The 23,278-nt window shown below is 70.2% G+C and carries 22 protein-coding genes; 10 read left to right on the top strand and 12 right to left on the bottom strand.

Translation table 11 applies throughout. The features are described 5' to 3' along the window. Positions 1–12: 12 nt before the first annotated feature. The 5 genes from folP to AB0J04_RS33505 all read left to right on the top strand — a co-directional run bounded on the left by folP (position 13) and on the right by AB0J04_RS33505 (position 3,227). On the top strand, positions 13–939 hold the full coding sequence (gene folP, locus AB0J04_RS33525; RefSeq protein WP_363172369.1) for a dihydropteroate synthase: 927 nt from the start codon (positions 13–15) through the stop codon (positions 937–939). Continuing rightward, entirely contained in the window at positions 936–1,448 is a 513-nt protein-coding gene (locus AB0J04_RS33520) for a nuclear transport factor 2 family protein (RefSeq protein WP_363172368.1), read from the top strand. The genes folP and AB0J04_RS33520 overlap by 4 nt, the downstream gene beginning before the upstream one ends. A gap of 237 nt (positions 1,449–1,685) precedes the next feature. Then, positions 1,686–2,045, top strand: coding sequence for a dihydroneopterin aldolase (gene folB / locus AB0J04_RS33515; protein ID WP_363172367.1), 360 nt, complete (start codon positions 1,686–1,688; stop codon positions 2,043–2,045). After that, positions 2,042–2,653 carry a 2-amino-4-hydroxy-6-hydroxymethyldihydropteridine diphosphokinase gene (gene folK / locus AB0J04_RS33510; RefSeq protein WP_363172366.1) on the top strand — a complete coding sequence of 204 codons (612 nt, stop codon included), beginning with the start codon at positions 2,042–2,044 and terminating at the stop codon, positions 2,651–2,653. The genes folB and folK overlap by 4 nt, the downstream gene beginning before the upstream one ends. Positions 2,654–2,738: 85 nt before the next feature. Beyond that, the gene (locus tag AB0J04_RS33505) at positions 2,739–3,227 is read left to right on the top strand and encodes a DUF3180 domain-containing protein (protein ID WP_351915430.1); all 489 of its coding nucleotides are present in this window, start codon (positions 2,739–2,741) and stop codon (positions 3,225–3,227) included. A gap of 43 nt (positions 3,228–3,270) precedes the next feature. On the opposite strand, the gene folE is transcribed toward AB0J04_RS33505, so the two are convergent. The 6 genes from folE to dacB all read right to left on the bottom strand — a co-directional run bounded on the left by folE (position 3,271) and on the right by dacB (position 11,010). Beyond that, a complete protein-coding gene (gene folE, locus AB0J04_RS33500) occupies positions 3,271–3,876 on the bottom strand; it encodes a GTP cyclohydrolase I FolE (protein ID WP_351915431.1) in 606 nt (201 codons plus the stop codon). A 154-nt stretch (positions 3,877–4,030) separates the two neighbouring features. Next, positions 4,031–6,070 carry an ATP-dependent zinc metalloprotease FtsH gene (gene ftsH / locus AB0J04_RS33495; RefSeq protein WP_363172365.1) on the bottom strand — a complete coding sequence of 680 codons (2,040 nt, stop codon included), beginning with the start codon at positions 6,068–6,070 and terminating at the stop codon, positions 4,031–4,033. 185 nt (positions 6,071–6,255) lie between these two features. After that, a complete protein-coding gene (gene hpt, locus AB0J04_RS33490; protein WP_057577731.1) occupies positions 6,256–6,816 on the bottom strand; it encodes a hypoxanthine phosphoribosyltransferase in 561 nt (186 codons plus the stop codon). A 72-nt stretch (positions 6,817–6,888) separates the two neighbouring features. Next, on the bottom strand, positions 6,889–7,911 hold the full coding sequence (gene tilS / locus AB0J04_RS33485) for a tRNA lysidine(34) synthetase TilS (protein ID WP_363172364.1): 1,023 nt from the start codon (positions 7,909–7,911) through the stop codon (positions 6,889–6,891). Positions 7,912–8,104: 193 nt separating this feature from the next. Then, the gene (locus tag AB0J04_RS33480; RefSeq protein ID WP_363172363.1) at positions 8,105–9,241 is read right to left on the bottom strand and encodes a zinc-dependent metalloprotease; all 1,137 of its coding nucleotides are present in this window, start codon (positions 9,239–9,241) and stop codon (positions 8,105–8,107) included. Positions 9,242–9,348: 107 nt separating this feature from the next. Next, a complete protein-coding gene (gene dacB, locus AB0J04_RS33475) occupies positions 9,349–11,010 on the bottom strand; it encodes a D-alanyl-D-alanine carboxypeptidase/D-alanyl-D-alanine-endopeptidase (RefSeq protein ID WP_363172362.1) in 1,662 nt (553 codons plus the stop codon). Positions 11,011–11,089: 79 nt separating this feature from the next. Between dacB and AB0J04_RS33470 the strand changes: the two genes are divergently transcribed. Continuing rightward, positions 11,090–11,581: an inorganic diphosphatase gene (locus AB0J04_RS33470; protein ID WP_363172377.1), complete on the top strand. Its 492-nt coding sequence runs from the start codon at positions 11,090–11,092 to the stop codon at positions 11,579–11,581. Positions 11,582–11,693: 112 nt separating this feature from the next. Then, the gene (locus AB0J04_RS33465; protein WP_363172361.1) at positions 11,694–13,355 is read left to right on the top strand and encodes a threonine/serine exporter family protein; all 1,662 of its coding nucleotides are present in this window, start codon (positions 11,694–11,696) and stop codon (positions 13,353–13,355) included. 24 nt (positions 13,356–13,379) lie between these two features. Here the strand turns inward: AB0J04_RS33465 and AB0J04_RS33460 are convergent, their stop codons facing one another. Continuing rightward, positions 13,380–14,285: a VTT domain-containing protein gene (locus tag AB0J04_RS33460; RefSeq protein ID WP_363172360.1), complete on the bottom strand. Its 906-nt coding sequence runs from the start codon at positions 14,283–14,285 to the stop codon at positions 13,380–13,382. Between the two features lie 138 nt (positions 14,286–14,423). On the opposite strand from AB0J04_RS33460, the gene AB0J04_RS33455 reads away from it, so the two are divergent. Then, on the top strand, positions 14,424–14,789 hold the full coding sequence (locus AB0J04_RS33455) for a YbjQ family protein (protein WP_363172358.1): 366 nt from the start codon (positions 14,424–14,426) through the stop codon (positions 14,787–14,789). 71 nt (positions 14,790–14,860) lie between these two features. Here the strand turns inward: AB0J04_RS33455 and AB0J04_RS33450 are convergent, their stop codons facing one another. Then, on the bottom strand, positions 14,861–15,622 hold the full coding sequence (locus AB0J04_RS33450) for a MerR family transcriptional regulator (RefSeq protein ID WP_363172357.1): 762 nt from the start codon (positions 15,620–15,622) through the stop codon (positions 14,861–14,863). 191 nt (positions 15,623–15,813) lie between these two features. Between AB0J04_RS33450 and AB0J04_RS33445 the strand changes: the two genes are divergently transcribed. Together AB0J04_RS33445 and AB0J04_RS33440 are read left to right on the top strand one after the other, a co-directional pair. Then, positions 15,814–17,097, top strand: coding sequence for an ion channel protein (locus AB0J04_RS33445; protein WP_363172356.1), 1,284 nt, complete (start codon positions 15,814–15,816; stop codon positions 17,095–17,097). A gap of 89 nt (positions 17,098–17,186) precedes the next feature. After that, complete coding sequence (locus tag AB0J04_RS33440; RefSeq protein ID WP_363172355.1) at positions 17,187–18,593, top strand: glutamate decarboxylase; 1,407 nt, start codon at positions 17,187–17,189, stop codon at positions 18,591–18,593. A 388-nt stretch (positions 18,594–18,981) separates the two neighbouring features. Here AB0J04_RS33440 and AB0J04_RS33435 read toward each other — a convergent pair whose 3' ends face one another. The 4 genes from AB0J04_RS33435 to AB0J04_RS33420 form a co-directional block, all read right to left on the bottom strand. Beyond that, a complete protein-coding gene (locus AB0J04_RS33435) occupies positions 18,982–19,743 on the bottom strand; it encodes an ABC transporter permease (RefSeq protein ID WP_363172354.1) in 762 nt (253 codons plus the stop codon). Continuing rightward, a complete protein-coding gene (locus tag AB0J04_RS33430; RefSeq protein ID WP_363172353.1) occupies positions 19,740–20,723 on the bottom strand; it encodes an ATP-binding cassette domain-containing protein in 984 nt (327 codons plus the stop codon). Before AB0J04_RS33430 ends, AB0J04_RS33435 begins: the two co-directional genes overlap by 4 nt. 145 nt (positions 20,724–20,868) lie before the next feature. After that, positions 20,869–21,510: a PadR family transcriptional regulator gene (locus tag AB0J04_RS33425; protein ID WP_363172352.1), complete on the bottom strand. Its 642-nt coding sequence runs from the start codon at positions 21,508–21,510 to the stop codon at positions 20,869–20,871. Positions 21,511–21,569: 59 nt separating this feature from the next. Then, positions 21,570–23,033 carry an aldehyde dehydrogenase family protein gene (locus AB0J04_RS33420; RefSeq protein ID WP_363172351.1) on the bottom strand — a complete coding sequence of 488 codons (1,464 nt, stop codon included), beginning with the start codon at positions 23,031–23,033 and terminating at the stop codon, positions 21,570–21,572. Positions 23,034–23,278: the final 245 nt, after the last annotated feature.

The raw sequence follows: 23,278 nt of genomic DNA, 5'->3' as shown, positions 1-23,278 counted from the left end.
TACGCTGAACGTATGAGCAAGCAGAGCGGACGCGGGCGCGTCGTCGGCCTTCCGGATTGGGACCGCTGCGCGGTCATGGGGGTCGTCAACGTGACCCCCGACTCCTTCTCCGACGGCGGCCGCTGGTTCGACACGACGGCCGCCGTCAAACACGGCCTTCAGCTCGTCGCCGAGGGCGCGGACCTGGTCGACGTCGGCGGCGAGTCCACCCGCCCCGGCGCCACCCGCGTCGACGAGGCCGAGGAACTGCGCCGGGTCATCCCCGTCGTCCGCGGCCTCGCCTCCGAAGGCGTCGTCGTCTCCGTCGACACGATGCGCGCCTCCGTCGCCGCCCGGTCCCTCGCGGCCGGCGCCGCCCTCGTCAACGACGTCAGCGGCGGCCTCGCCGACCCGGAGATGATCCCGGCCGTCGCGGAGTCGGGCGCCCCCTTCGTCGTCATGCACTGGCGCGGCTTCCTGGAGGGCGGCAACGTCAAGGGCGTCTACGCCGACGTCGTCTGCGAAGTCGTGGACGAACTCCACGCGCGCGTGGACGCCGTCCTGGCCGGCGGCATCTCCCCCGACCGCATCGTCGTCGACCCGGGCCTCGGCTTCAGCAAGGAGGCCGACCACGACCTCTCCCTGCTGGCCCACCTCGACCGGCTGCACGCCCTCGGGCACCCCTTGCTCGTCGCCGCCTCCCGCAAGCGCTTTCTCGGCCGCGTTCTGGCCGACCCGAAGGGCGCACCGCCGCCCGCGCGCGAGCGCGACGCCGCCACGGCCGCCGTCTCCGCCCTCGCGGCGCAGGCGGGCGCCTGGGCGGTCCGCGTGCACGAGGTCCGCGCGACGGCGGACGCGGTACGGGTCGCCCGCGCCGTGGAGTGGGCGCGTGAAGAGGCCGACGGGCCGGGCGACACACGGATCGCGAATGAGACCCCGCGCGCGGAAGGAACCCGGTGAGCGCCCCGCACACCGACGTCGAGCAGGTCGAGGCCGCCAACACCGCCTTCTACGAGGCACTGGAGCAGGGCGACTTCGAAGGGGTGTCCTCCCACTGGCTGACCCCGGCCGACCTGGGGGTGGACGAGACGTACCACGACCCGGCGGACGTCGGCGTGATCTCCTGCGTGCATCCCGGCTGGCCGGTGCTCACCGGCCGGGGCGAGGTCCTCAGGTCGTACGCGCTGATCATGGCGAACACCGACTACATCCAGTTCTTCCTCACCGACGTGCATGTCTCCGTCACCGGTGACACCGCGCTGGTGACCTGCACCGAGAACATCCTCAGCGGCGGCCCGGCGCCGGAGGACGGCGAGGAGCTCGGCCCGCTCGTCGGCCAGCTGGTGGTCGCCACGAACGTCTTCCGGCGCACCCCGGAGGGCTGGAAGCTGTGGTCGCACCACGCCTCCCCGGTGCTGGCCGAAAACGACGAGTCCGAGGACGCCGAGGACGAGGACACCCCGTCCTGAGCCCACAGGGAGCAAGAAGTGGTTGGAATCACGAACCTGTGGGTAGGGGCGGCTACCAGCCCGTGAGCCGCCGGGTTCCCCAAGGGAAACGCCCGGTGAAGACTCCCGGCTCCGGCCCGGGCCACTGCGGCGGGGGCCGGGGCTGTCAGTGCTCGCAGGTAGATTCGTTCCAGGCCGGGGTGGAGTCCGCACCCGGGACGCACCGGCCGAAACCCGACGATTGCAGGAGTGATTCGCGTGGATCGTGTCGCGCTGCGCGGCCTCAAGGCCCGTGGGTACCACGGCGTGTTCCCCAAGGAACGCGAGGAGGGCCAGACCTTCATCGTGGACCTCGTCCTGGGCCTGGACACCCGACCGGCCGCGGCCGACGACGACCTGGCGAAGACCGTGCACTACGGCATCGTGGCGGAGGAGGTCGTGGCCGTCGTCCAGGGCGAGCCCGTCGACCTCATCGAGACGCTCGCCGAGCGCATCGCCCAGGCCTGTCTGAAGCACTCGGGGGTAGAGGAGGTCGAGGTCTGCGTCCACAAGCCGGACGCACCGATCACCGTCCCCTTCGACGACGTGACCGTCACCATCACCCGGAGCCGAGTATGACCGCATTCTTCACCAAGGGTCAGAGCGACCCGACCGTACAGCCGGTACCCGCCTCCGTCGTCGAGAAGGTCGACGCCGCCGACACCACCCTGCACAACCCCAAACGCGCCGTGATCGCGCTCGGCTCCAACCTCGGCAACCGCCTGGAGACCCTCCAGGGAGCCATCGACGCCCTCGAGGACACCCCCGGCGTCCGCATCAAGGCGGTCTCCCCGGTGTACGAGACCGAGCCGTGGGGCGTCGAGCCCGGCAGCCAGCCGTCGTACTTCAACGCGGTGGTCCTGCTGAAGACGACGCTCCCGCCGTCCTCCCTCCTGGAGCGCGCCCACGCCGTCGAGGAGGCCTTCCACCGGGTACGGGAGGAACGCTGGGGCGCGCGCACGCTGGACGTCGACATCGTCGCCTACGCGGACGTCGTCGCCGACGACCCGCAGCTCACGCTCCCCCACCCCCGCGCGCACGAACGCGCGTTCGTCCTGGCCCCCTGGCACGACGTGGAGCCCGAGGCCCAACTGCCCGGCCGGGGCACGGTCGCCGCCCTCCTCGACACCCTCACCCGCGAAGGCGTCGCGGCCCGCCAGGACCTGGAACTCCACCTGCCCGACTAGTCGTTAAGGTCAAGAAGAGAGGCCGAGAAGACCACTGCCCGCGTGCTGTTCACACCCGCGGGCTCGGGGGAGTTGAAGGGACACCGTGAGAGAGCTGCGCATCAGGGTGCTGGCCGGCGTGTTCGTCGTGGCCGCGATCCTGTCCTGGGCGGGCGCCCGCCTGTGGAACTCGATCGGGACCCTCCCCAGCGTCCCGCTGGCCGCCCCCATCGTCCTCGCGCTGATCGCCGTGGTCCTGCTGGCGACGGCGTTGTCTTTGCGCGCCCGCCTCAAGGCCCAGCGCGAACGCCGCCCCGAGGCCAAGGGCGTCGACCCCCTGATGGCCGCCCGCGCGGTCGTCTTCGGCCAGGCCAGCGCCCTGGTGGCCGCCCTGGTCTCCGGCATGTACGGAGGCACCGGCGTCTTCCTTCTGGAGTCCCTCGACATCCCCGCCCGTCGCGACCAGGCCATCTACGCCGGCTTCTCAGTCCTGGCAGGCATCGCGGTGATAGCGGCGGCCATCTTCCTGGAACGCGTGTGCAAGCTCCCGGAGGACGACAACAACCACGAGAACGGCGCGGCGTCGGCGGCCTGACGACCGTCCCGACGGAACACGTCCCGACGAAGCACCACGCCGATCAGCGCGCGAGTATCAGGCTCATCGCCTCGGCTCGGGTCGTGGCGTCCCGGAGCTGACCGCGCACGGCCGACGTCGTGGTCTTGGCACCGGGCTTGCGGATCCCCCGCACCGACATGCACATGTGCTCGGCCTCGATGACGACGATCACACCCCGGGCCTCGAGGATCTGCATGAGGGAGTCCGCGACCTGCGTGGTGAGACGTTCCTGCACCTGTAGACGGCGGGCGAACACCTCGACCAGCCGTGCGAGCTTCGACAACCCCGTGATCTTGCCGTTGTCCGCCGGGATGTAGCCGACATGAGCCACGCCATGGAACGGCAGCATGTGATGCTCGCACAGACTTACGATTTCGATGTCCTTCACCAGGACCATCTCGTCGTGGCCGAGATCGAACGTGGTCGTCAGGACGTCCTCGGGCTTCTGCGTCAGCCCCGCCAGGAGTTCCCGATACGCCCGCGCCACCCGCGCCGGAGTCTCTCGAAGGCCCTCACGGTCCGGGTCCTCGCCGACCGCGATCAGCAACTCGCGTACGGCGTTCTCGGCACGCTTCTCGTCGAACTCGCCGATGGAGCCCTCGCCGGCCAGCGTCACGGGGTCGGTCATCTCGTGCCTCGTTCCTGTGCGGGTCGCGCGTATGGGTCACGCGCCTCATCTGCGGCATACAAAACCAGACATACGGAAATGCCGCGCCCCCCAGGCTAGATCCTGGGGGGCGCGGCATCCATTCCGGGCCTGGTGGGGGCCTACGGGAGCCGGGTCAGCTCTCGGGGCGGTCCTCCGGGCTGGGCTCGGCCACCGGGCTGGGCTCGACCGCGGTGGACTTCGCGGTCGAGATCGCCGGCGTCGAGCCGTTGGCACCGTTCGTCAGTGCGAGCTCCCTGGGGGAGAGCACCGGCGGACGGGTGGACGGCGTACGCCGCGAGGAGCCGGTCCACGCGGGCCGGGCCGGACGCTTCACGATGGCGGAGAAGACCTCGGCGATCTGCTCCTTGTTCAGCGTCTCCTTCTCCAGCAGCTGGAGCACGAGGTTGTCGAGGACGTCGCGGTTCTCGACCAGGATCTCCCAGGCCTCGTTGTGCGCGTTCTCGATGAGCTTCTTGACTTCCTCGTCCACCAGGGCGGCGACCTCTTCCGAGTAGTCGCGCTGGTGAGCCATCTCACGGCCGAGGAACGGCTCGGTGTTGTCGCCGCCGAACTTGATCGCGCCCAGCCGCTCGGTCATGCCGTACTGCGTGACCATCGCACGGGCCGTTGTGGTGGCCTTCTCGATGTCGTTCGCCGCGCCGGTGGTCGGGTCGTGGAAGACCAGTTCCTCCGCCGCACGACCACCCAGCATGTAGGCCAGCTGGTCGAGCATCTCGTTGCGGGTGGTCGAGTACTTGTCCTCGTCCGGGAGAACCATCGTGTAGCCGAGCGCACGGCCGCGGGACAGGATGGTGATCTTGTGCACCGGGTCGGAGTTCGGAGACGCCGCCGCGACCAGGGCGTGCCCGCCCTCGTGGTACGCGGTGATCTTCTTCTCCTTGTCCGACATGATCCGGGTCCGCTTCTGCGGGCCCGCGACCACACGGTCGATCGCCTCGTCCAGCATGTGGTTGTCGATCAGCTTCAGGTCCGAGCGGGCCGTCAGCAGAGCGGCCTCGTTCAGCACGTTGGCGAGATCGGCACCCGTGAAGCCGGGGGTGCGGCGGGCGACGGCGGACAGGTCGACGTCGGGCGCGACCGGCTTGCCCTTCTGGTGGACCTTGAGGATCTCCAGACGGCCCTGCATGTCCGGACGGTCGACCGCGATCTGGCGGTCGAAGCGGCCGGGGCGCAGCAGCGCGGGGTCGAGGATGTCGGGACGGTTCGTGGCGGCGATGAGGATCACGCCGCCCTTCACGTCGAAGCCGTCCATCTCGACGAGCAGCTGGTTCAGCGTCTGCTCGCGCTCGTCGTGACCGCCGCCGAGGCCGGCGCCGCGGTGACGGCCGACCGCGTCGATCTCGTCGACGAAGACGATCGCCGGGGCGTTCGCCTTGGCCTGCTCGAAGAGGTCACGGACTCGCGAGGCGCCGACGCCGACGAACATCTCGACGAAGTCGGACCCGGAGATCGAGTAGAAGGGGACGCCCGCCTCGCCGGCGACGGCGCGTGCGAGCAGGGTCTTGCCGGTGCCGGGCGGCCCGTACAGGAGCACACCCTTGGGGATCTTGGCACCGACGGCCTGGAACTTCGCCGGCTCCTGGAGGAACTCCTTGATCTCGTGGAGTTCCTCGACGGCCTCGTCCGAACCGGCGACGTCGGCGAACGTCGTCTTCGGCGTGTCCTTGGTGATGAGCTTGGCCTTGGACTTCCCGAAGTTCATGACTCGGGAGCCGCCGCCCTGCATCTGGTTCATCAGGAACAGGAAGACGACCACGATGAGGACGAAGGGGAGCAGGGACAGCAAGATCCCGACGAAGGCGTTCTGCTTCGTCGGCGAGACCGTGTACCCGTCCGGAATCTGCTTGTCCTGGTACTTGGTCTGCAGCGTGTTGGCAATGGTCACGCCCTGATCGCCGATGTAGCTCGCCTGGATCTTCGAGCTGCCCTCGATCTTTGTGCCGTCCTTGAGCGTCGCCTTGATGGTCTGCTCGTCACCGGTGGTGAGTTTGGCCGACTCGACCTTGTTGTCGTTGATCGCTGCAATGACCTGGCCGGTGTCCACCGTCTTGTAGCCGCCGGACGAGCCGACGACCTGCATCAACACGACCACGGCAAGGACGGCCAGCACGATCCACATGACCGGCCCACGGAAGTATCGCTTCACGTCCATCCATACGGAGCGGTGTCGCCCCGTCCCTCCTGCCATAGTGAGTTTGATAAGACAGTTCTTCTGACGGTACCCCAGCTTTGTCGGGCGAAGCCGCACGGGACGGCTGGGGCACCCGTCTGCATGCTCCAACGGCGCGAGGCCCGTCGGGGTTCCCGATCTTCGTACGGAGCTTGACCCCTTCGGGTTCAGCCGCCGTAGACGTGAGGCGCGAGCGTACCGACGAACGGGAGGTTGCGGTACTTCTCGGCGTAGTCGAGGCCGTAGCCGACGACGAACTCGTTGGGGATGTCGAAGCCGACCCACTCGACGTCGATGGCGACCTTCGCCGCCTCGGGCTTGCGCAGCAGCGTGCACACCTTGAGGGAGGCGGGCTCGCGCGAGCCGAGGTTGGAGAGCAGCCAGGACAGGGTCAGGCCGGAGTCGATGATGTCCTCGACGATGAGGACGTGCTTGCCCTTGATGTCGGTGTCGAGGTCCTTGAGGATCCGCACGACACCGGAGGACTGGGTGCCCGCGCCGTAGGAGGACACGGCCATCCAGTCCATGGTGACGGGGGTGGACAGCGCTCGTGCGAGATCGGCCATGACCATCACCGCGCCCTTGAGGACGCCGACGATGAGCAGATCCTTGCCCGCGTACTCCGCGTCGATCTTCGCGGCCAGCTCGGCCAGCTTCGCGTCGATCTCTTCCTTGGTGATGAGCACCTCTTTGAGGTCGGTGCCCATGTCTTTCGCGTCCACCCGCATCACTTTCGGTTGTCCCACCGGCCACCGGAACCGCCCGCGACCACGCAAGCGGTCCTGCCGGAGGGCCCGGATTCAGCCTTGCCGAATCACCAGTCTGCCACCCTGGCGCTGAGCGACGACTTTGCCGGGGAGATTGATGACCCCCTGGCCGCGCCAGCCGGTGATCAGCCGGTCGACCTCCTCGATGTGCCGGGCGAAGAGGGAACCGGCCGGAGCACCCGCCTCGATGGCGGCGCGGCGCAGGATCCGGCGGCGTACGGCGGGCGGCAGGGCGTAGAGCTTTGCGCACTCCAGAAGGCCTGTGGCGTCCCGTACGGAGGACTCGGCCTGGCCGGCCCAGGCGTCCAGGGCGTCGGCGTCGTCGCGGGAGAGCTGGGCCGTGCGGGCGAGGGCTTCGACGACGCCTTTGCCGAGGGCTTTCTCCAGTGCGGGCAGGCCCTCGTGGCGCAGCCGCGAGCGGGTGTAGGCCGGATCCGCGTTGTGCGGGTCGTCCCAGACGGGCAGCGACTGGACCATGCAGGCCTTGCGGGCGGTCTGCCGGTCGAGCTGGAGGAAGGGGCGGCGGTAACGGCCGTCGGCCCCCGAGACCGCGGCCATTCCGGACAGGGAGCGGATGCCGGAGCCGCGGGCGAGTCCGAGCAGGACGGTTTCGGCCTGGTCGTCCCGGGTGTGGCCGAGCAGAACGGCGGCGGCGCCGTGGCGTTCGGCCGCGGCGTCGAGGGCGGCGTAGCGCGCGTCACGGGCGGCGGCCTCGGGGCCGCCGTCGCGGCCGACGGTCACAGGAGTGCACTCGACGGGGTCGAGGCCGAGTTCGCGCAGGCGCAGGACCACTTCCGCGGCGCGCAGGTCGGAGCCGGTCTGCAGGCCGTGGTCGACGGTGACGCCGCCGGCCCGGATGCCGAGGCGGGGGGCCTCGAAGGCCAGGGCGGAGGCGAGTGCCATGGAGTCGGCGCCGCCGGAGCACGCCACGAGCACGAGCGGCGCCGGGGGGCGCTCGTGCGGGCTCGCTTCAGGGGCGGGGTGGTCGTTGAGGATGTCGTGAAGTACGCGGCGGACCGCCAGGCGTATCGCCGCGACCGCAGGATGGGGACCCATTGTCCGGTTCCCTTCATGAAGTTTTCGGGGGTGAGCCCGAGGTTCGGTCACTCAGAGTGTGTAGATGGTGACAGAACCGGGCCGTTCCCTGAGCATTGCACGCCTGCACGAGCCTCACGGTCCCTCGGACGGGTGATTGCGGGGGCGTTCGCCTGCCGACGGCCGGTTTCGGTTCACCACCCTTCTCGGGGGTTCACGACTCGGCCTTGCGGTGCACCCTCGCGACCCAGTCCGCCGGTTTCGCGATCTCGGTCTTGGTCGGAAGTGTGTTCGGGGAGGTCCACACCCGGTTGAAGCCGTCCATGCCGACCTGGTCGACGACGGCCCGGACGAAGCGTTCGCCGTCCCGGTACTGCTTGAGTTTGGCGTCCAGGCCCAGCAACTTGCGCAGCGCGATGTCCAGTCGGGAGGCGCCCTTGGCCCGGCGCTGCTGGAACTTCTCGCGGATCTCGGCGACGCTCGAGACGACTTCCGGGCCGACTCCGTCCATGACGAAGTCGGCGTGTCCCTCCAGGAGGGACATCACGGCGGTGAGACGGGCGAGGATCTCGCGCTGGGCGGGCGTCTGCACGAGTTCGACCAGGGAGCGCCCACCGTCGTCCTCCTCCTCGCCCTCGGGGCGGCCGCCGGCGAGGGACTGGGCGGCCTCCCGGATCCGCTCCAGGAACGTCATGGGGTCGACGTCGGTCTCGCCCAAGAACGACTGGATTTCGCCCTCCAGGTGGTCGCGCAGCCAGGGCACGGCGGAGAACTGGGTGCGGTGCGTCTCCTCGTGGAGGCACACCCACAGGCGGAAGTCGTGGGGCTCCACGTCGAGTTCGCGTTCCACGTGGACGATGTTCGGCGCGACGAGCAGCAGCCGACCGCCGCCGTTGGCACCCGCCGGGAGTTCGCGGGTGGCGGGGGCGAACGTCTCGTACTGGCCTAGGACCCGGGAGGACAGGAACGAGAGCAGCATGCCGAGTTCGACGCCGGTGACCTTGCCGCCGACGGCTCCGAGGACCGCGCCGCCGGGGGTGCTGCCGCGCCGTTCCTGCATCTTGTCCAGGAGGGGTTTGAGGATCTCCCGGAAGCCCGCCACGTTCGCCCGCACCCAGCCCGGGCGGTCGACGACGAGGATCGGGGTGTCGTGGGTGTCGTCGGTGCCCATACGAGTGAAGCCTCGGACGTGTTCCTCCGAGGCCTTGGCGTGTCGGCGCAGTTCCGCGACGACGGCACGCGCCTCGTCACGGCTGACCTCGGGTCCCGGCCGTACGAGCCGGGTCGCGGTCGCCACCGCGAGATTCCAGTCGACCATCCCCGAAGAAGCAGCGCCACCGATGCTCGTCATGCGTCAACCGTACGTGAGCGCCGCCGTTGCGGGCAGGTCGCAGGAGTCCGGTCAGGGAGATGTCAGGGTCGGCGGTGGGGGTGGCTCAGGGGTGGTGGGCCCGGCCCTCACCGGCAGCCGCACCCCGCGAGCGCCGTGGCCGCCCGGTCCAGCGCCGCCTGGGCCGCCGCCGGGTCGGTCGTGTCGGCGGCCAGAAGGGCGAAGGCGAGGAGCCGGCCGTCCTGGTCGACGACCGTGCCTGCGAGGGCGTTCACACCGGTCAGCGTGCCCGTCTTGGCGCGGACGACGCCGGCCGCGCCTTCGCTGTAGCGGCTGGCGAGGGTGCCGGTGAAGCCGGCGACGGGGAGGCCGGTGAGGACGGGGCGCAGGTCGGGGCGCGCGGGGTCGCTCGCCTTGACCAGGAGGGCGGTCAGCAGGTTCGCCGTGAGCCGGTTCCCGCGGTCGAGGCCGCTGCCGTCCTTGAACCGGGCCCCGGCCGTGGGCAGTCCGAGCTTCTTCAGTTGCGCCTGGACGGCCTTGCCGGCGCCGGCGAAGTCCGCGCGGACGCCGGTCGCGAGGGCGGTCTGGCGGGCGAGGGACTCGGCGATGTCGTTGTCGCTGTTGGTCAGCATCCGTTCGACCAGGGTGGACAGCGGGGGCGAGGAGACCGTGGCGAGTCGCTGCGCGCGCGTGGTCGCCTTGGAGGGGCCGGGAGCCGTGGTCGTGATGCCTTCGGCCTTCAGGAACTTCGCGAACTTGACGGTCGCGTCGGCCGCCGGGTCGCTCACGCGCGTCGTCGGACCGCTGAGGGAGTCGTCGGTGCGGCCCTCGTCGGCGGACAGGGCGGTGACGGGGGCGAGGTTGGGGTTGACCCCGATGGGGTGAACTTCGGTTCCCGCGTACAGGGTCGTGTCGTACGAGAGCGTCACCTTGGTGAGGCCGTGCTTCTTCAGGGCGGCCGCGGTGGCACCGGCGAGGGTGTGCAGGCTCGCCCAGCCCTCGGCGTCCTTGCGGGCCGTGAGGGTGGGGTCGCCGCCGCCGACGAGAACGAGCTCCTTGGTGTCGGGTTCCAACACCGCGCGCGTGGTGAGCCGGTGCTCGCCGCCCATCGCGGAGAGCGCGGCGACCGCGGTGGCGATCTTCGTGGTGGACGCCGGGGTCAACGCGTCGCCGCCCCCCACGCCGTACAGGCGCTTGCCGGTGGCCACGTCGACGACCGCGGCGGCGTGCCGGGCGCCCAGGGCCGGATCGCCCAGGAGGGGGTTCAGGACGCCCGCGAGGCCCGTACCGGTCGGGAGAGCGTCCGGGGCGGACTTCACGGTGTTGGCGGCGCCTCCGAGGCCCGCGAGGACGGCGGCGGCGCTGGGGGCGGGCCGGGGCGCTCCGGCCGCCGTGTCGGACGTTCGGGACGAATCGTCCGAACGTCCGTGATCTGCGCCACCCGTCCGTTCCAGTGCGACGGCCCGGTCCCGCTCAGCCGTACGCTGACCGGTGGAGTCCCAGGGGCCGGCGGCGGTCACGGCACCGGCGGCCAGCGCCAGCCCGGCGGTCGCCGCCCCCGCGGTGTATTGCCAGGACCTGATGTTCGCACCGGCCGTCGTGATCCGCGCGAGCTGCGGTTTCGCCGCCTGGGCGATCCGTGCGAGCTGCGGTTTCGCGGTCGCCGTCACGCGCGCGAGGCGGGGCCGTACGATTCCTGCGGCCCGTGCCAGACGCGGTCGTACGGCGTCCGTGACCCGCACCACATGCGGTCTCGCGGCCCGCCAAAGCCTCAGCTCTGGCACGAACACCAGCCCCTTTCGCGATCACACACCTGCGTGAGGGACACTTAACCACCAGAACTATGTGTTGATCATGGAGGAGCCACCGGTGGAGTTCGACGTCACGATCGAGATCCCGAAGGGTTCGCGGAACAAGTACGAGGTGGACCACGAGACCGGTCGGATCCGCCTGGACCGTCGACTCTTCACCTCGACCGCCTACCCGACCGACTACGGCTTCGTCGAGAACACTCTCGGCGAGGACGGCGACCCGCTGGACGCGCTGGTCATCCTGGACGAGCCGACGTTCCCCGGCTGCCTGATCCGCTGCCGCGCGATCGGGATGTTCCGGATGACGGACGAGGCCGGCGGCGACGACAAGCTGCTGTGCGTCCCGGCGACCGACCCGCGCGTGGAGCACCTGCGCGACATCCACCACGTGTCGGAGTTCGACCGCCTGGAGATCCAGCACTTCTTCGAGGTCTACAAGGACCTCGAGCCCGGCAAGTCCGTCGAGGGCGCCGACTGGGTCGGCCGTACCGACGCCGAGGCCGAGATCGAGCGGTCCTACAAGCGCTTCAAGGACGAGGGCGGCCACTGAGGCTCCCTGTGTAGAGGTGCGTAAAGGGCCGCACGCGTACGCGTGCGGCCCTTTCGCGTGTCTGTGCGCATACTGAGGCCTACGGAAAGTGTCGTTCAGGGAGCGTTGCGAGGTGTCGGAGGCGGAGGCGCGCAAGCCGCAGTCGGACGAGGCGAGGAGTGCCTTCGACCCCGAGATCACATCCGAGTTCGCGATCCCGGCCGGGCTGGCCGTCCCGAAGACCGGCGGCGAGTCGGAGACCACGTCGGAGTTCGCCGTCCCGGACGGGCTGGACGTGGGCCAGCAGGCCGCCGGGGAGGCCGAGGGATCGGCGTTCAGCCTGCCTCGCACATACAGCGTCCGTGATGCCCCGGTCGCGTTCACGCCGCCCGACGGCGTGCCGCTGGTGAGTCTGACCAAGGACGTGCCCTGGCAGGACCGGATGCGCACGATGCTGCGGATGCCGGTGGCCGAGCGGCCCGCTCCGGAGCCGGGGCCGAAGGCGGAGGAGGGCGCTCCGGCCGTCCCGCGCGTACTCGACCTGACGCTGCGCATCGGCGAGTTGCTGCTCGCGGGCGGGGAAGGCGCCGAGGACGTGGAGGCCGCGATGTTCGCGGTCTGCCGCTCGTACGGGCTCGACCGCTGCGAGCCGAACGTGACCTTCACACTGCTGTCGATCTCGTACCAGCCGTCCCTGGTGGAGGACCCGGTCACGGCGTCGCGGACGGTACGCCGGCGAGGCACCGACTACACGCGCCTGGCGGCCGTCTTCCGGCTCGTCGACGACCTGAGCGACCCGGAGACCCATCTCACCCTGGAAGAGGCCTACCGGCGGCTCGCCGGAATGCGCCGCAACCGGCATCCGTACCCGACCTGGGTGCTGACCTCGGCGAGCGGGCTGCTCGCGGGCGCGGCCTCGGTGCTGGTCGGCGGTGACCTGGTCGTGTTCGTGGCGGCCGCGCTGGGCGCGATGCTCGGCGACCGGCTGGCCTGGCTGTGCGCGGGGCGCGGGCTGCCGGAGTTCTACCAGTTCCTGGTCGCCGCGATGCCGCCGGCCGCCATCGGCGTCGCGCTGACGGTGGCGGGCGTCGAGGTGAAGGCGTCCGCGGTCATCACCGGCGGGCTGTTCGCGCTGCTGCCCGGACGGGCGCTGGTGGCGGGCGTCCAGGACGGCCTGACCGGCTTCTACATCACCGCCGCCGCGCGTCTGCTGGAGGTCATGTACTTCTTCGTCGGCATCGTCGTCGGCGTGCTGGTGATGCTCTACGTCGGCGTGCAGCTCGGGGCGCACCTCAACCCCGACGCGGCCCTGGGCGTCACCAAGCGGCCGTTGTGGCAGATCGGCGCCTCGATGCTGCTGTCGTTGACGTTCGCGGTGCTTCTCCAGCAGGAACGTTCCACCGTGCTGGCCGTCACCCTGAACGGCGGAGTCGCCTGGTCGGTGTACGGCGCGATGCACTACGCCGGCGAGATCTCGCCGGTCGCCTCCACGGCCGTCGCGGCGGGGGTCGTGGGGCTGTTCGGACAGTTGCTCTCGCGCTACCGGTTCGCTTCCGCGCTGCCGTACACCACCGCTGCGATCGGGCCCCTGTTGCCGGGGTCTGCCACGTATTTCGGGCTGCTGGCGATCGCGCAGAACGAGGTGGACGCGGGGTTGGTGTCGCTCACCAAGGCCGCGGCGTTGGCCATGGCCATCGCCATCGGGGTGAACCTGGGATCCGAGGTGTCGCGGCTGTTCCTGCGGATCGGCTCCGCCGAGAAGCGCCGGGCCGCGAAGCGGACGCGGGGGTTCTGACGGCCCCGCGCCCTTTGGGGAGCCTCAGTAGCCGCGGCTGTCGTTGTACGGGTACTGGCTGTTCTGCTGGGCACCGTACGGCTGCTGTTGGGGCTGCTGCTGCCAGTCCTGGGGGTACGGCTCCTGCGGGTACTGCTGCTGACCGTAGTAGTCGTTCTCGTAGGTCTGACCCTGCTGACCCTGCTGACCCTGCTGGCCGTGCTGGCCGTGCTGGCCGTACGGGTCGTGCTGGTCGATCCGGCGGAGCTGGGTCGTCGCGTCGTCCATGACCGGGGGCTGCTGCTGGTGGGGCTGCTGCTCCAGAGGCGCGTTGCGGGCTTCCTTGCGGGCCTTGAGGACCTCGATGATCACCGGGACGACCGAGATGACGACGATCAGGACGAGGATCGCCTCGACGTGGTTCTTGATGAGGTCGATCTGGCCGAGGAAGTAGCCCGCGACCGTCACGCCCGTGCCCCAGAGGATGCCGCCGATGACGTTGTACGTGATGAACGTGCGGTACTTCATGCGGCCGGCGCCGGCGACGATCGGCGCGAAAGTGCGCACGATCGGGACGAAGCGGGCCAGGACGATGGCCTTGGGGCCGAACTTGTCCATGAACTCGTGCGCTTTCTCCAGGTTCTCCTTCTTGAAGAGCTTGGAGTTCGGACGGTTGAACAGCTTGGGTCCGAAGAACTTGCCGATCAGGTAACCGACCTGGTCACCGAGGACGGCCGCGATCACGATCAGGGTGCACACGAGCCACAGCGGCTGGTGGATCCACTTGCCGTCGGCCACCAGCAGGCCGGCCGTGAACAGCAGGGAGTCACCGGGGAGGAAGGCGAACAGGCCCGACTCGGCGAACACGATGACCAGGATTCCGATCAGACCGAACGTCGAGATCAGATAGTCCGGAGTAATCCACTCGGGGCCGAGGGCGAGGGTAGTCACGGGTTCCGGGCTCCTGAGGGGTGAAGGCGGCGGTGCGGCGGCGGGACCGCCCAAAGTTATCAACGCGGCGCCACAGAACCAGGTTCCCAGGGCCTCCCCCAGGATGCACTGTGCTCCTGCTTGGTCAAACCTGTGAACATGGGCATCGATGATTACGGCGGCGGGCAGGGCCCTCAGCCGGACGTACTGGTCGTCACCACGAACGACGCGCCCGGGTACCGGGTGCAGCAGGTCATCGGCGAGGTCTTCGGGCTGACGGTGCGCTCACGGCACCTGGGCAGTCAGATCGGCGCCGGCCTGAAGTCGATGATCGGCGGCGAGCTCAAGGGGTTGACCAAAACCCTCGTGGAGACCCGCAACCAGGCCATGGAACGGCTCATCGAACAGGCACACGCGCGTGGAGCCAACGGCGTGCTGGCGTTCCGCTTCGACGTGACGGAGGCGGCGGACGTGGGCACCGAGGTGTGCGCCTACGGGACCGCGGTGATCCTGGTCCGGGAGTAGCCCCCGGACCAGGCCACCTCACGCGCGTGTGCCCTGCGACGCGCGTGCCGCGCCTATGACGTGTGCCGGACCTACGGCGTGTGCCGGGCCGCGTTCGCCTTGATCGCCTCGTTGAGGTGCTCGGCGAGGCCCGGGCGCGTGGAGTCGTAGAACGCCTTGAAGCGCTCGTCGGACACATACATGTCGCCGAGGCACTGGTGGAACGTGTGCGACGCGTCGTAGAACCAGGTGCACAGGTGCTGCCGGTGTTCCTCGGCCATGTCCATCGCCCGGTCGCCGGTCGGCAGTTCACCGGCGTCCATCAGGTCGCCGTACCACGCGTTCCAGGCGTCGATCTCCGCCTGCATGCGCTTCCAGTCGTCCTTGGTGTAGTTCGCGGCGCGGCGCTGTGACTCGGCGTACATCTCCGTGTCGCCCCAGCGCTGCTCCGCCTCCTCGGCGTACTGCTCGGGGTCTTTGTCGCCGAAGACCTCGAAGCGCTCCTCGGGTGTCAGGTCGATGCCCATCTTGCGTGCCTCCATGGCGTGCTCCACGGCCGTCGCCATCTTCTGCAGCTTCTCGATCCGGGCGGTCAGCAACTCGTGCTGGCGGCGCAGGTGCGCGCGCGGGTCCGCGGCCGGGTCGTCGAGCAGGGCGGCGACCTCCTCGAGCGGGAAGCCGAGCTCCCGGTAGAACAGGATCTGCTGCAACCGGTCGAGGTCGGCGTCGCTGTAGCGCCGGTGGCCAGCGTGGCTGCGCCCGCTCGGGACGAGCAGGCCGATGTCGTCGTAGTGGTGCAGTGCGCGCACCGTGACCCCGGCGAATCCGGCGACCTGTCCTACGGAGTAGCTCACTTCGTCCGCTCCCTTCTCGGTACGTGCTCCACGGTGGGTCCTCACGCCACGTGAGGTGCAAGCGCGGTTCCTCCGCGGCGTGTGCCCAAGCGCGTCCCGCGTCAGTCCCCGCCCGTCGCCGCCCGTCTCCGTCCGTCTCCGTCCGTCGCCGCCCGGGTGTCGTGTCCGTTTCATCCGCTTATCGTGATCGCGTGGCCCAGGACACCGCGCAGCAGGCGCCCACCGCTCCGGCGACCCCCGCGCGCGCCCTGCTGCCGTTGATCCTGCCCGCTCTCGTCGTCGGCGTGCTGGCGAGCCTGCTGTTCGTGCTGGTGAGCGAGCTGGCCGAGCTGCTGCAGGACGTGCTGTGGCAGAACCTGCCGGACGCGCTGGGCGTGGGCCGGTACTCGGTGCTGTGGATGCTCGTGATGCTCACCTCGACCGGGGTGCTGGTGGGGCTGGTGGTGTGGAAGGTGCCGGGGCACGCGGGGCCCGATCCGGCCACGCTGGGGCTGGACGCGCGCGTGCTGCCGCCGGCCGTGCTCCCCGGGCTGCTGGTGGCGACCGCGCTGATGCTGGCGGGCGGGCCGAGTCTGGGCCCGGAGAACCCGATCATCGCCGTGAACGTCGGGCTCGCCTTCTGGTTGGGACACAGGCTGCTGCCCCGGGCACCGGGCGGGCTGTGGTCCGTACTGGCGGAGGCGGCGACGATCGGCGCGCTGTTCGGGACGCCGGTGGCGGCGGCGCTGCTGATCTCCGAGGCGCTGGCGGGGCGGCAGACGAAGGGGCCGTTGTGGGACAACGTCTTCGCACCGCTGGTCGCTGCCGCGGTCGGCTCGATGACGACCACCCTGGTGGACCATCCGACCTTCGACCTCGACCTGCCCGCGTTCGGGCAGCCCGGGTGGAGCGATCTGCTGGCGATGCTCGTGATCGCGTCGGCGGGGGCGCTGCTCGCCCTGGGCGCCGTCTGCGCCTTCCCCTACGTCCACGGCGCGTTCGCGCGCCTGGGACACCCGATGCTGGCGCTGCCGGCCGGCGGGCTCGTCCTGGGGCTGCTGGGGGCTCTGGGCGGCCATCTGACGCTGTTCAAGGGACTGGACGAGATCGGGGAGCTCGCGGCCGATCCCGAGGGCTGGTCGGCCGGCCAGTTCGCCACGATGACGGTGGTGAAGCTGGCGGCGCTGCTCGTCGCCGCGTCCTGCGGCTTCCGGGGCGGTCGGATCTTCCCGGCCGTGTTCGTCGGCGTCGCCCTCGGCCTCGCCGCCCATGCCCTCGTGCCCGGCGTGCACCCGGCGGTGGGCGTGGCGGCGGGCGTGCTGGGCGTGCTCCTCGCCATCACCCGGCAGGGCTGGCTGAGCCTGTTCACGGCCGCCGCCCTGGTCGCCTCGCCCGCGATCATCGCCCTGCTCTGCTTCGCCTCGCTGCCCGCCTGGCTGCTGGTGACGGGGCGGCCGCAGATGCAGTTGCGCGACGATGGAACGGCGGTGCGGTGAGCACGTGAACCGAACAGGCCCCTCCATCCGATGAAGCGGCAGAACGCCACTCGGCGACCGCCGCTCCGCCAGTTGGGAGTACACAAGCCATGCCCCTCCACAAAGGCCCCGAGAAGCCCGACGAGCGCCCGCTGTCCGTGAATCCCTTCTACGGCGAGGCGAACCCGGTCGGCGGCATGACCGAGGCGCCTCCGAAGCACCGGCTCCCGGACCGGCCGATGCCGCCGTCGACGGCCTATCAGCTGGTGCACGACGAACTGATGCTGGACGGCAATGCGCGGCTCAACCTGGCCACCTTCGTCACCACGTGGATGGAGCCGCAGGCCGGGGTGCTGATGGCGGACTGCCGGGACAAGAACATGATCGACAAGGACGAGTATCCGCGCACCGCCGAGCTGGAGCGGCGCTGTGTGGCGATGCTCGCCGACCTGTGGAACGCGCCCGATCCCTCGGCGGCCGTGGGCTGTTCGACGACCGGGTCGAGCGAGGCGTGCATGCTCGCGGGGATGGCGCTGAAGCGGCGGTGGTCGCTGCGCAACGCCGACCGATACCCGGGCGCCCGTCCGAACCTCGTGATGGGGGTCAACGTCCAGGTCTGCTGGGAGAAGTTCTGCAACTTCTGGGAGGTGGAGGCCCGTCAGGTCCCCATGGAGGGGGACCGGTTCCATCTGGACCCGCAGGCTGCGGCCGAGCTGTGCGACGAGAACACGATCGGGGTCGTCGGCATCCTCGGCTCCACGTTCGACGGGTCCTACGAGCCGATCGCCGAGCTGTGCGCCGCGCTGGACGCTCTCCAGGAGCGGACCGGCCTCGACATCGCGGTGCACGTGGACGGCGCGTCCGGCGCGATGATCGCGCCTTTCCTCGACGAGGACCTGGTGTGGGACTTCCGCCTCCCGCGCGTGGCGTCCATCAACACCTCGGGGCACAAGTACGGGCTCGTGTACCCGGGGGTCGGCTGGGCGCTGTGGCGCGACAAGGAGGCGCTGCCGGAGGAGCTCGTCTTCCGCGTGAACTACCTCGGCGGCGACATGCCGACCTTCGCCCTCAACTTCTCCCGGCCGGGCGCGCAGGTCGTCGCGCAGTACTACACGCTGCTGCGGCTGGGCCGCGAGGGCTACCGGGCCGTGCAGCAGTCCACGCGGAACGTGGCCCGGGGCATCGCCGACCGGGTGGAGGCACTGGGCGACTTCCGGCTCCTCACGCGGGGCGACGAGCTGCCGGTGTTCGCCTTCACCACGGCGCCGGACGTGGAGTCGTACGACGTCTTCGACGTCTCCCGGCGGCTGCGCGAGAGCGGCTGGCTGGTGCCCGCGTACACCTTCCCGGCGAACCGGGAGGACCTCTCCGTGCTGCGGGTGGTCTGCAGAAACGGCTTCTCTGAAGACCTCGCCGAGCTGTTCGTGGAGGACCTGACCCGACTGCTCCCGGAACTCCGGCGACAGTCGGGGCCGTCGACGAGGGACAAGGGGGCGGCCACCGGGTTCCACCACTAGCGGCCGCCGGGCCCGGGCCCCGGGAGGCACCCCCCGGGCCCACGCGGCGGTCGAGGGCGGTGGTCGAGGGTGCCGGCCGAGGCGTTGCGTTCCAGAGCTGTCGTGCGGGTCGTGAGCGGTCGCGGGTGCCGGTGGCCCGTCATGAGCCGCCGGCGGCCCTCGGAGCCGCAGAGAGCGTCGGCCACGGCTGCTGGAGACGAGCGCGACGCGACGCCTGTTCGCCGGCCCTCGGCGGCGTCGGCAGCCGTCGAGGGCGGTGGCTCGACACCTCGGGTGTGTAGCCGCGTCGTCGATGTCCTCGGCGGTGTCGGTGGCCGTGCGGGCGCGCCGGCGTTGCCGTCCGGGGACGCAGGGGGAGCTTCGAGAGACACACGCGGCGTCGGCTGGGTCAGTGGCTCATGTGGGTGAACTTTCTTACGGCGAGGGGGAAGAAGACTGCCAGCAGGGCCAGGGGCCAGCCGACTGCCGCCCAGATGTGGGCCGGGTCTGCGCCTGTGCCGCCGAAGAGGTCGCGGACCGCTGTCGCCGTCCGGGACATCGGGTTCCATTCGACGGCCGTGCCGAGCCAGCCGGGCATCGCGGCGGGGGTGGCGAGGGCGTTGGAGAGGAAGCCGACCGGCCAGACCAGGATCTGCACGGCCTGCACCATCTCCGGTTTCCCGGCCACCAGTGCCAGGTGGATGCCGATCCAGAGCATCGCGAAGCGGAAGAGGAGGAGGAGACCCACCGCGCCCAGGAAGACGCCCGGTCCGCCCTGAGGGCGCCAGCCGAGGGCCAGGCCGACGGCGATCAGCACGGCCAGGCCGAGGGCCGACTGGAGCATGTCGGCCGCCGAACGGCCCACCAGGACGGCGCCGTCGGCCATCGGCATCGCCCGGAAGCGGTCGATGACGCCCTTGTTCAGGTCCTGGGTGACGGCGAGCATCGTGCCCTCCAGGCCGAAGGCCATGGTGAGCGCGAGCATGCCGGGCATCAGGTAGTCGAGGTAGTCACCGCTCACCCCGCGGCCGCCGCCGACCAGGTAGCCGAACATCAGCAGCAGCATCACCGGGAAGACGAGCCCGACGACCAGTCGGCCCGGATGCCTTGCCCAGTGGGCGAGTTCGCGCCGGGTCATGGTCCAGGAGTCGGTCAGCGCGTACGTGTTCACACGGCCTCCTTGGCGAGATCGTCAGCGCGGTCGTCGCGGCCGGTCAGGTGGAGGAAGACCTCGTCCAGCGTGGGGCGGCGCAGGGCCACGTCCTCCGCCTCGACGCCCGCCTCCTCCAGGGCGCGGACGACACCGGAGAGGGCGGCCATGCGGTCGGTGACGGGGGCGCTGAGCAGACGGCGGTCGGGGTCGACGGTGACGTCCTCCTTGGGCAGGGGCAGCAGGGCGAGGGCCGCGCCCAGGTGGCCGGCGTCGCGCAGGACGACGTCGATGCGGTCGCCGCCCGTCAGCGTCTTCAGCTCGTCCGCCGTGCCGTCGGCGATCACCCGGCCCCGGTCGACGACGGAGATGCGGTCGGCGAGCTGGTCGGCCTCCTCCAGGTACTGGGTGGTGAGCACGACCGTCGTCCCACCGCCGACCAGTGAGCGGACCGCGGACCAGACCTCGGCGCGCCCGCGCGGGTCGAGGCCGGTGGTCGGCTCGTCCAGGAAGAGCACCTCCGGGTCGGTGCCGTGCCGGTTGCCGATGAGGGAGGCGGCGAGGTCCAGGCGGCGGCGCATGCCTCCGCTGTAGGCGCTGACGGGCTTGCGGCCGGTGGCGGTGAGGTCGAAACGCTCCAGGAGTTCGTCGGCGCGCCCGCGCGCGGGGCGGGCGCCCAGGTGGTGGAGGCGGCCGAACAGTTCCAGGTTCTGCCGGCCGCTCAGCTCCTCGTCGAGGGCGGCGTGCTGGCCGAGCAGGCCGATGCGCAGACGGACCTCACGGGCCTGGCGCACCACGTCGTGGCCGGCCACCTCGACGCGTCCGAAGTCCGGTCGCAGCAGCGTGGACAGGATCCTGACCAGGGTCGTCTTGCCCGCGCCGTTCGGTCCGAGCACGCCGTGCACGGTGCCTCGGGCGACCGTGAGATCGAGTCCGTCCAGCGCCTGTGTGTCGCCGTACCTCTTGCGCACTCCTTCGACGGTGATCGCCCTGTCGGCCATGGCAGTCCCCCAACCCCTCAACTAATCAAACTTGACTACTCGCTCAAGGTAACTCCACGAACAGAACTTGTCAAACTTGATTAGCCGATTCGATCAGCCGATTCGATCAGCTGACTCGATCGGCTGACTCGATCGGCTGACTCGATCAGCGGGAGTCCCCCGGATGCCGCTCCCCCGTCGCGTACGGGTTCTCCGCGCCCTCCGTCAGCACGCCGACGAACGGCGCGCCCTCCCCCGCGAAGGTGTACGCGCCGCCCTCGATCCGTGTGATCAGGCCCTGGGTCCACTCGGCCTCGGCGTCGGCGGTGTGGATCCAGAGGTTCATGATCTCGCCGATGTGGCCCAGTTGCTCCGGGCCGTCCTCGGGGACGTAGTGCTCGGTGACGGCCGAACGCCACTCCTCGATGCCGCGGATGCGGTCCTTCAGGAGCGCCACCGCCTCCGCGCGCGGGAGGTCGACGACGAAGCCGATGGCCGCCGACTTCACGTCCGTCTTCTGGTCGTACGAGGTCAGCGCCTCGCGCAGCAGCCTGAAGAACTCCTCGGTACCCGCCTCGGTGATCTCGTACTCGGTACGCGGCGGGCCGCCCGCGGTGGACGGCGCCGTCTCGTGCTCGCGCAGCAGTCCCTGCTTCGCCATCTGCTTCAGGGCGTGGTAGATCGAGCCCGGCTTGGCGTTGGACCACTCGTGGGCGCCCCAGTACTCCAGGTCGCCGCGCACCTGGTAGCCGTGGGCCCGCCCGTGCTGGCGCACGGCGCCCAGCACGAGAAGACGGATCGCTGACATGGGCCCAGGTTATGACCTCGGTGTGCCAAGCCTGCCGGGCGGCCCGGCCTCGCGGCCGCTCAGAACGGGAAGCCGCTGCGGCCGTGCTGGACCGAGATCCACTTGGTGGTGGTGAAGGCCTCGATGGTCGCCTCGCCGTTCAGGCGGCCGACGCCGGAGTTCTTCTCGCCGCCGAAGGGGACGAGCGGCTCGTCGTGGACGGTGGCGTCGTTGACGTGGAACATGCCGGTGACGATCTGCCGGGCGAAGGCGACGCCCCGCTCGACGTCGGCGGTGTGGACGGCGCCGCTCAGGCCGTACGGGGTGTCGTTGACCAGGCGTACGGCCTCCTCCTCGCCGTCGAAGGTGTTGAGGAAGACGACGGGGCCGAAGACCTCCTGCCGGAGCAGGGCGGAGTCGGCGGGGAGATCGGCCAGCACCGACGGCTCGACGAGGTTGTCGGTGGTCGTGCCGTGCACGAGGGGGCTCGCACCCTGGGCTATCGCCTGTTCGACGACGCTCGAGACCGCCTCCGCCTGCGAGGGGTTGATCATCGGGCCGATCGCGGTCTGCGGGTCGCGCGGGTCGCCGGCCTTGAGGGTCTTCACCTTGGTGACGAACTTCTCGGTGAACTCGTCGGCGAGCGAGCGGTCGACCAGGATGCGGTTGGCGGCCATGCAGACCTGGCCCTGGTGGACGAAGCGGCTGAAGACGGCCGCGTCGACGGCGTAGTCGACGTCGGCGTCGTCGAGCACGACGAACGCGCTGTTGCCGCCGAGTTCGATGACGGCCCGCTTGAAGTGCGAGGCGGCGACGGTGGCGACGTGCCGGCCGACCTTGTCGGAGCCGGTGAAGGAGATGACCTGCGGGACGGGGTGCTCCAGGAAGGCGTCGCCGATCTCGGCGATGTCGGTCACGACGACGTTCAGCAGGCCCGGAGGCAGACCGGCGTCCTCGAAGAGCTTGGCGATCACGGTGCCGCCGGAGATCGGGGTGTTCTGGTGCGGCTTGAGCACCACGCCGTTGCCGAGGGCGAGGGCCGGGGCGACGGACTTGAGCGACAGCAGAAACGGCACGTTGAAGGGGCTGATCACACCGACCACGCCGACCGGCTCGCGGTAGACGCGGTTCTCCTTGCCGTCGACCGGCGAGGGGATGATGCTGCCCTCTGTGCGCAGCGACAGATGCACCGACTCGCGCAGGAACTCCTTGGCGAGGTGGAGTTCGAAGGCGGCCTTGCCGAACGTGCCGCCGGCCTCGTTGACGAGGATCTCGCTGATCTCCGCCTCGCGCTCCTCGACCAGCCGCAGCACCTTCTCGAACACCGCGCGGCGGGCGAAGGCGTTGGTCGCGGCCCACTGCTTCTGGGCGCGGGCGGAGGACCGGTAGGCCTCGTCGACCTCGCCGACGGTGGCTATGGTGATCGACGCGAGCTTCTCGCCGTCATAGGGATTGCAGACGATGATGTCCCAGTCGCCCGTCCCCGGACGCCACTCACCGTCGATGTACTGCTGGGCCAGGTCGGTGAAGTACGACGACGACATGTGATCCCTCAATCCCCTGCTGCGATCGGCCACGATCGATCGGCATCACGGTCTGACCCGATCTCATCTGATCACACGTCATCGTACGGGTGACTCAAGGGAGTTGGGGGGCGTCTTCGGCCTCTCCGGGAGAATCCCCGGGTTTCGGGACTAGGTGACTGGTGTTAAGCGGGCTTCTCCGAGTTGCCGGTTCAGGGCCGAGGGCGTCACATCGCCTCTGTCCGTCTGCGGTTTGGGCCGTCGTC

Source organism: Streptomyces sp. NPDC050263 (assembly GCF_040655955.1).
Lineage (GTDB): Bacteria > Actinomycetota > Actinomycetes > Streptomycetales > Streptomycetaceae > Streptomyces.
The sequence above is the reverse complement of the archived record's forward strand: the minus strand, read 5'-3'. Positions and strand labels throughout refer to the sequence as shown.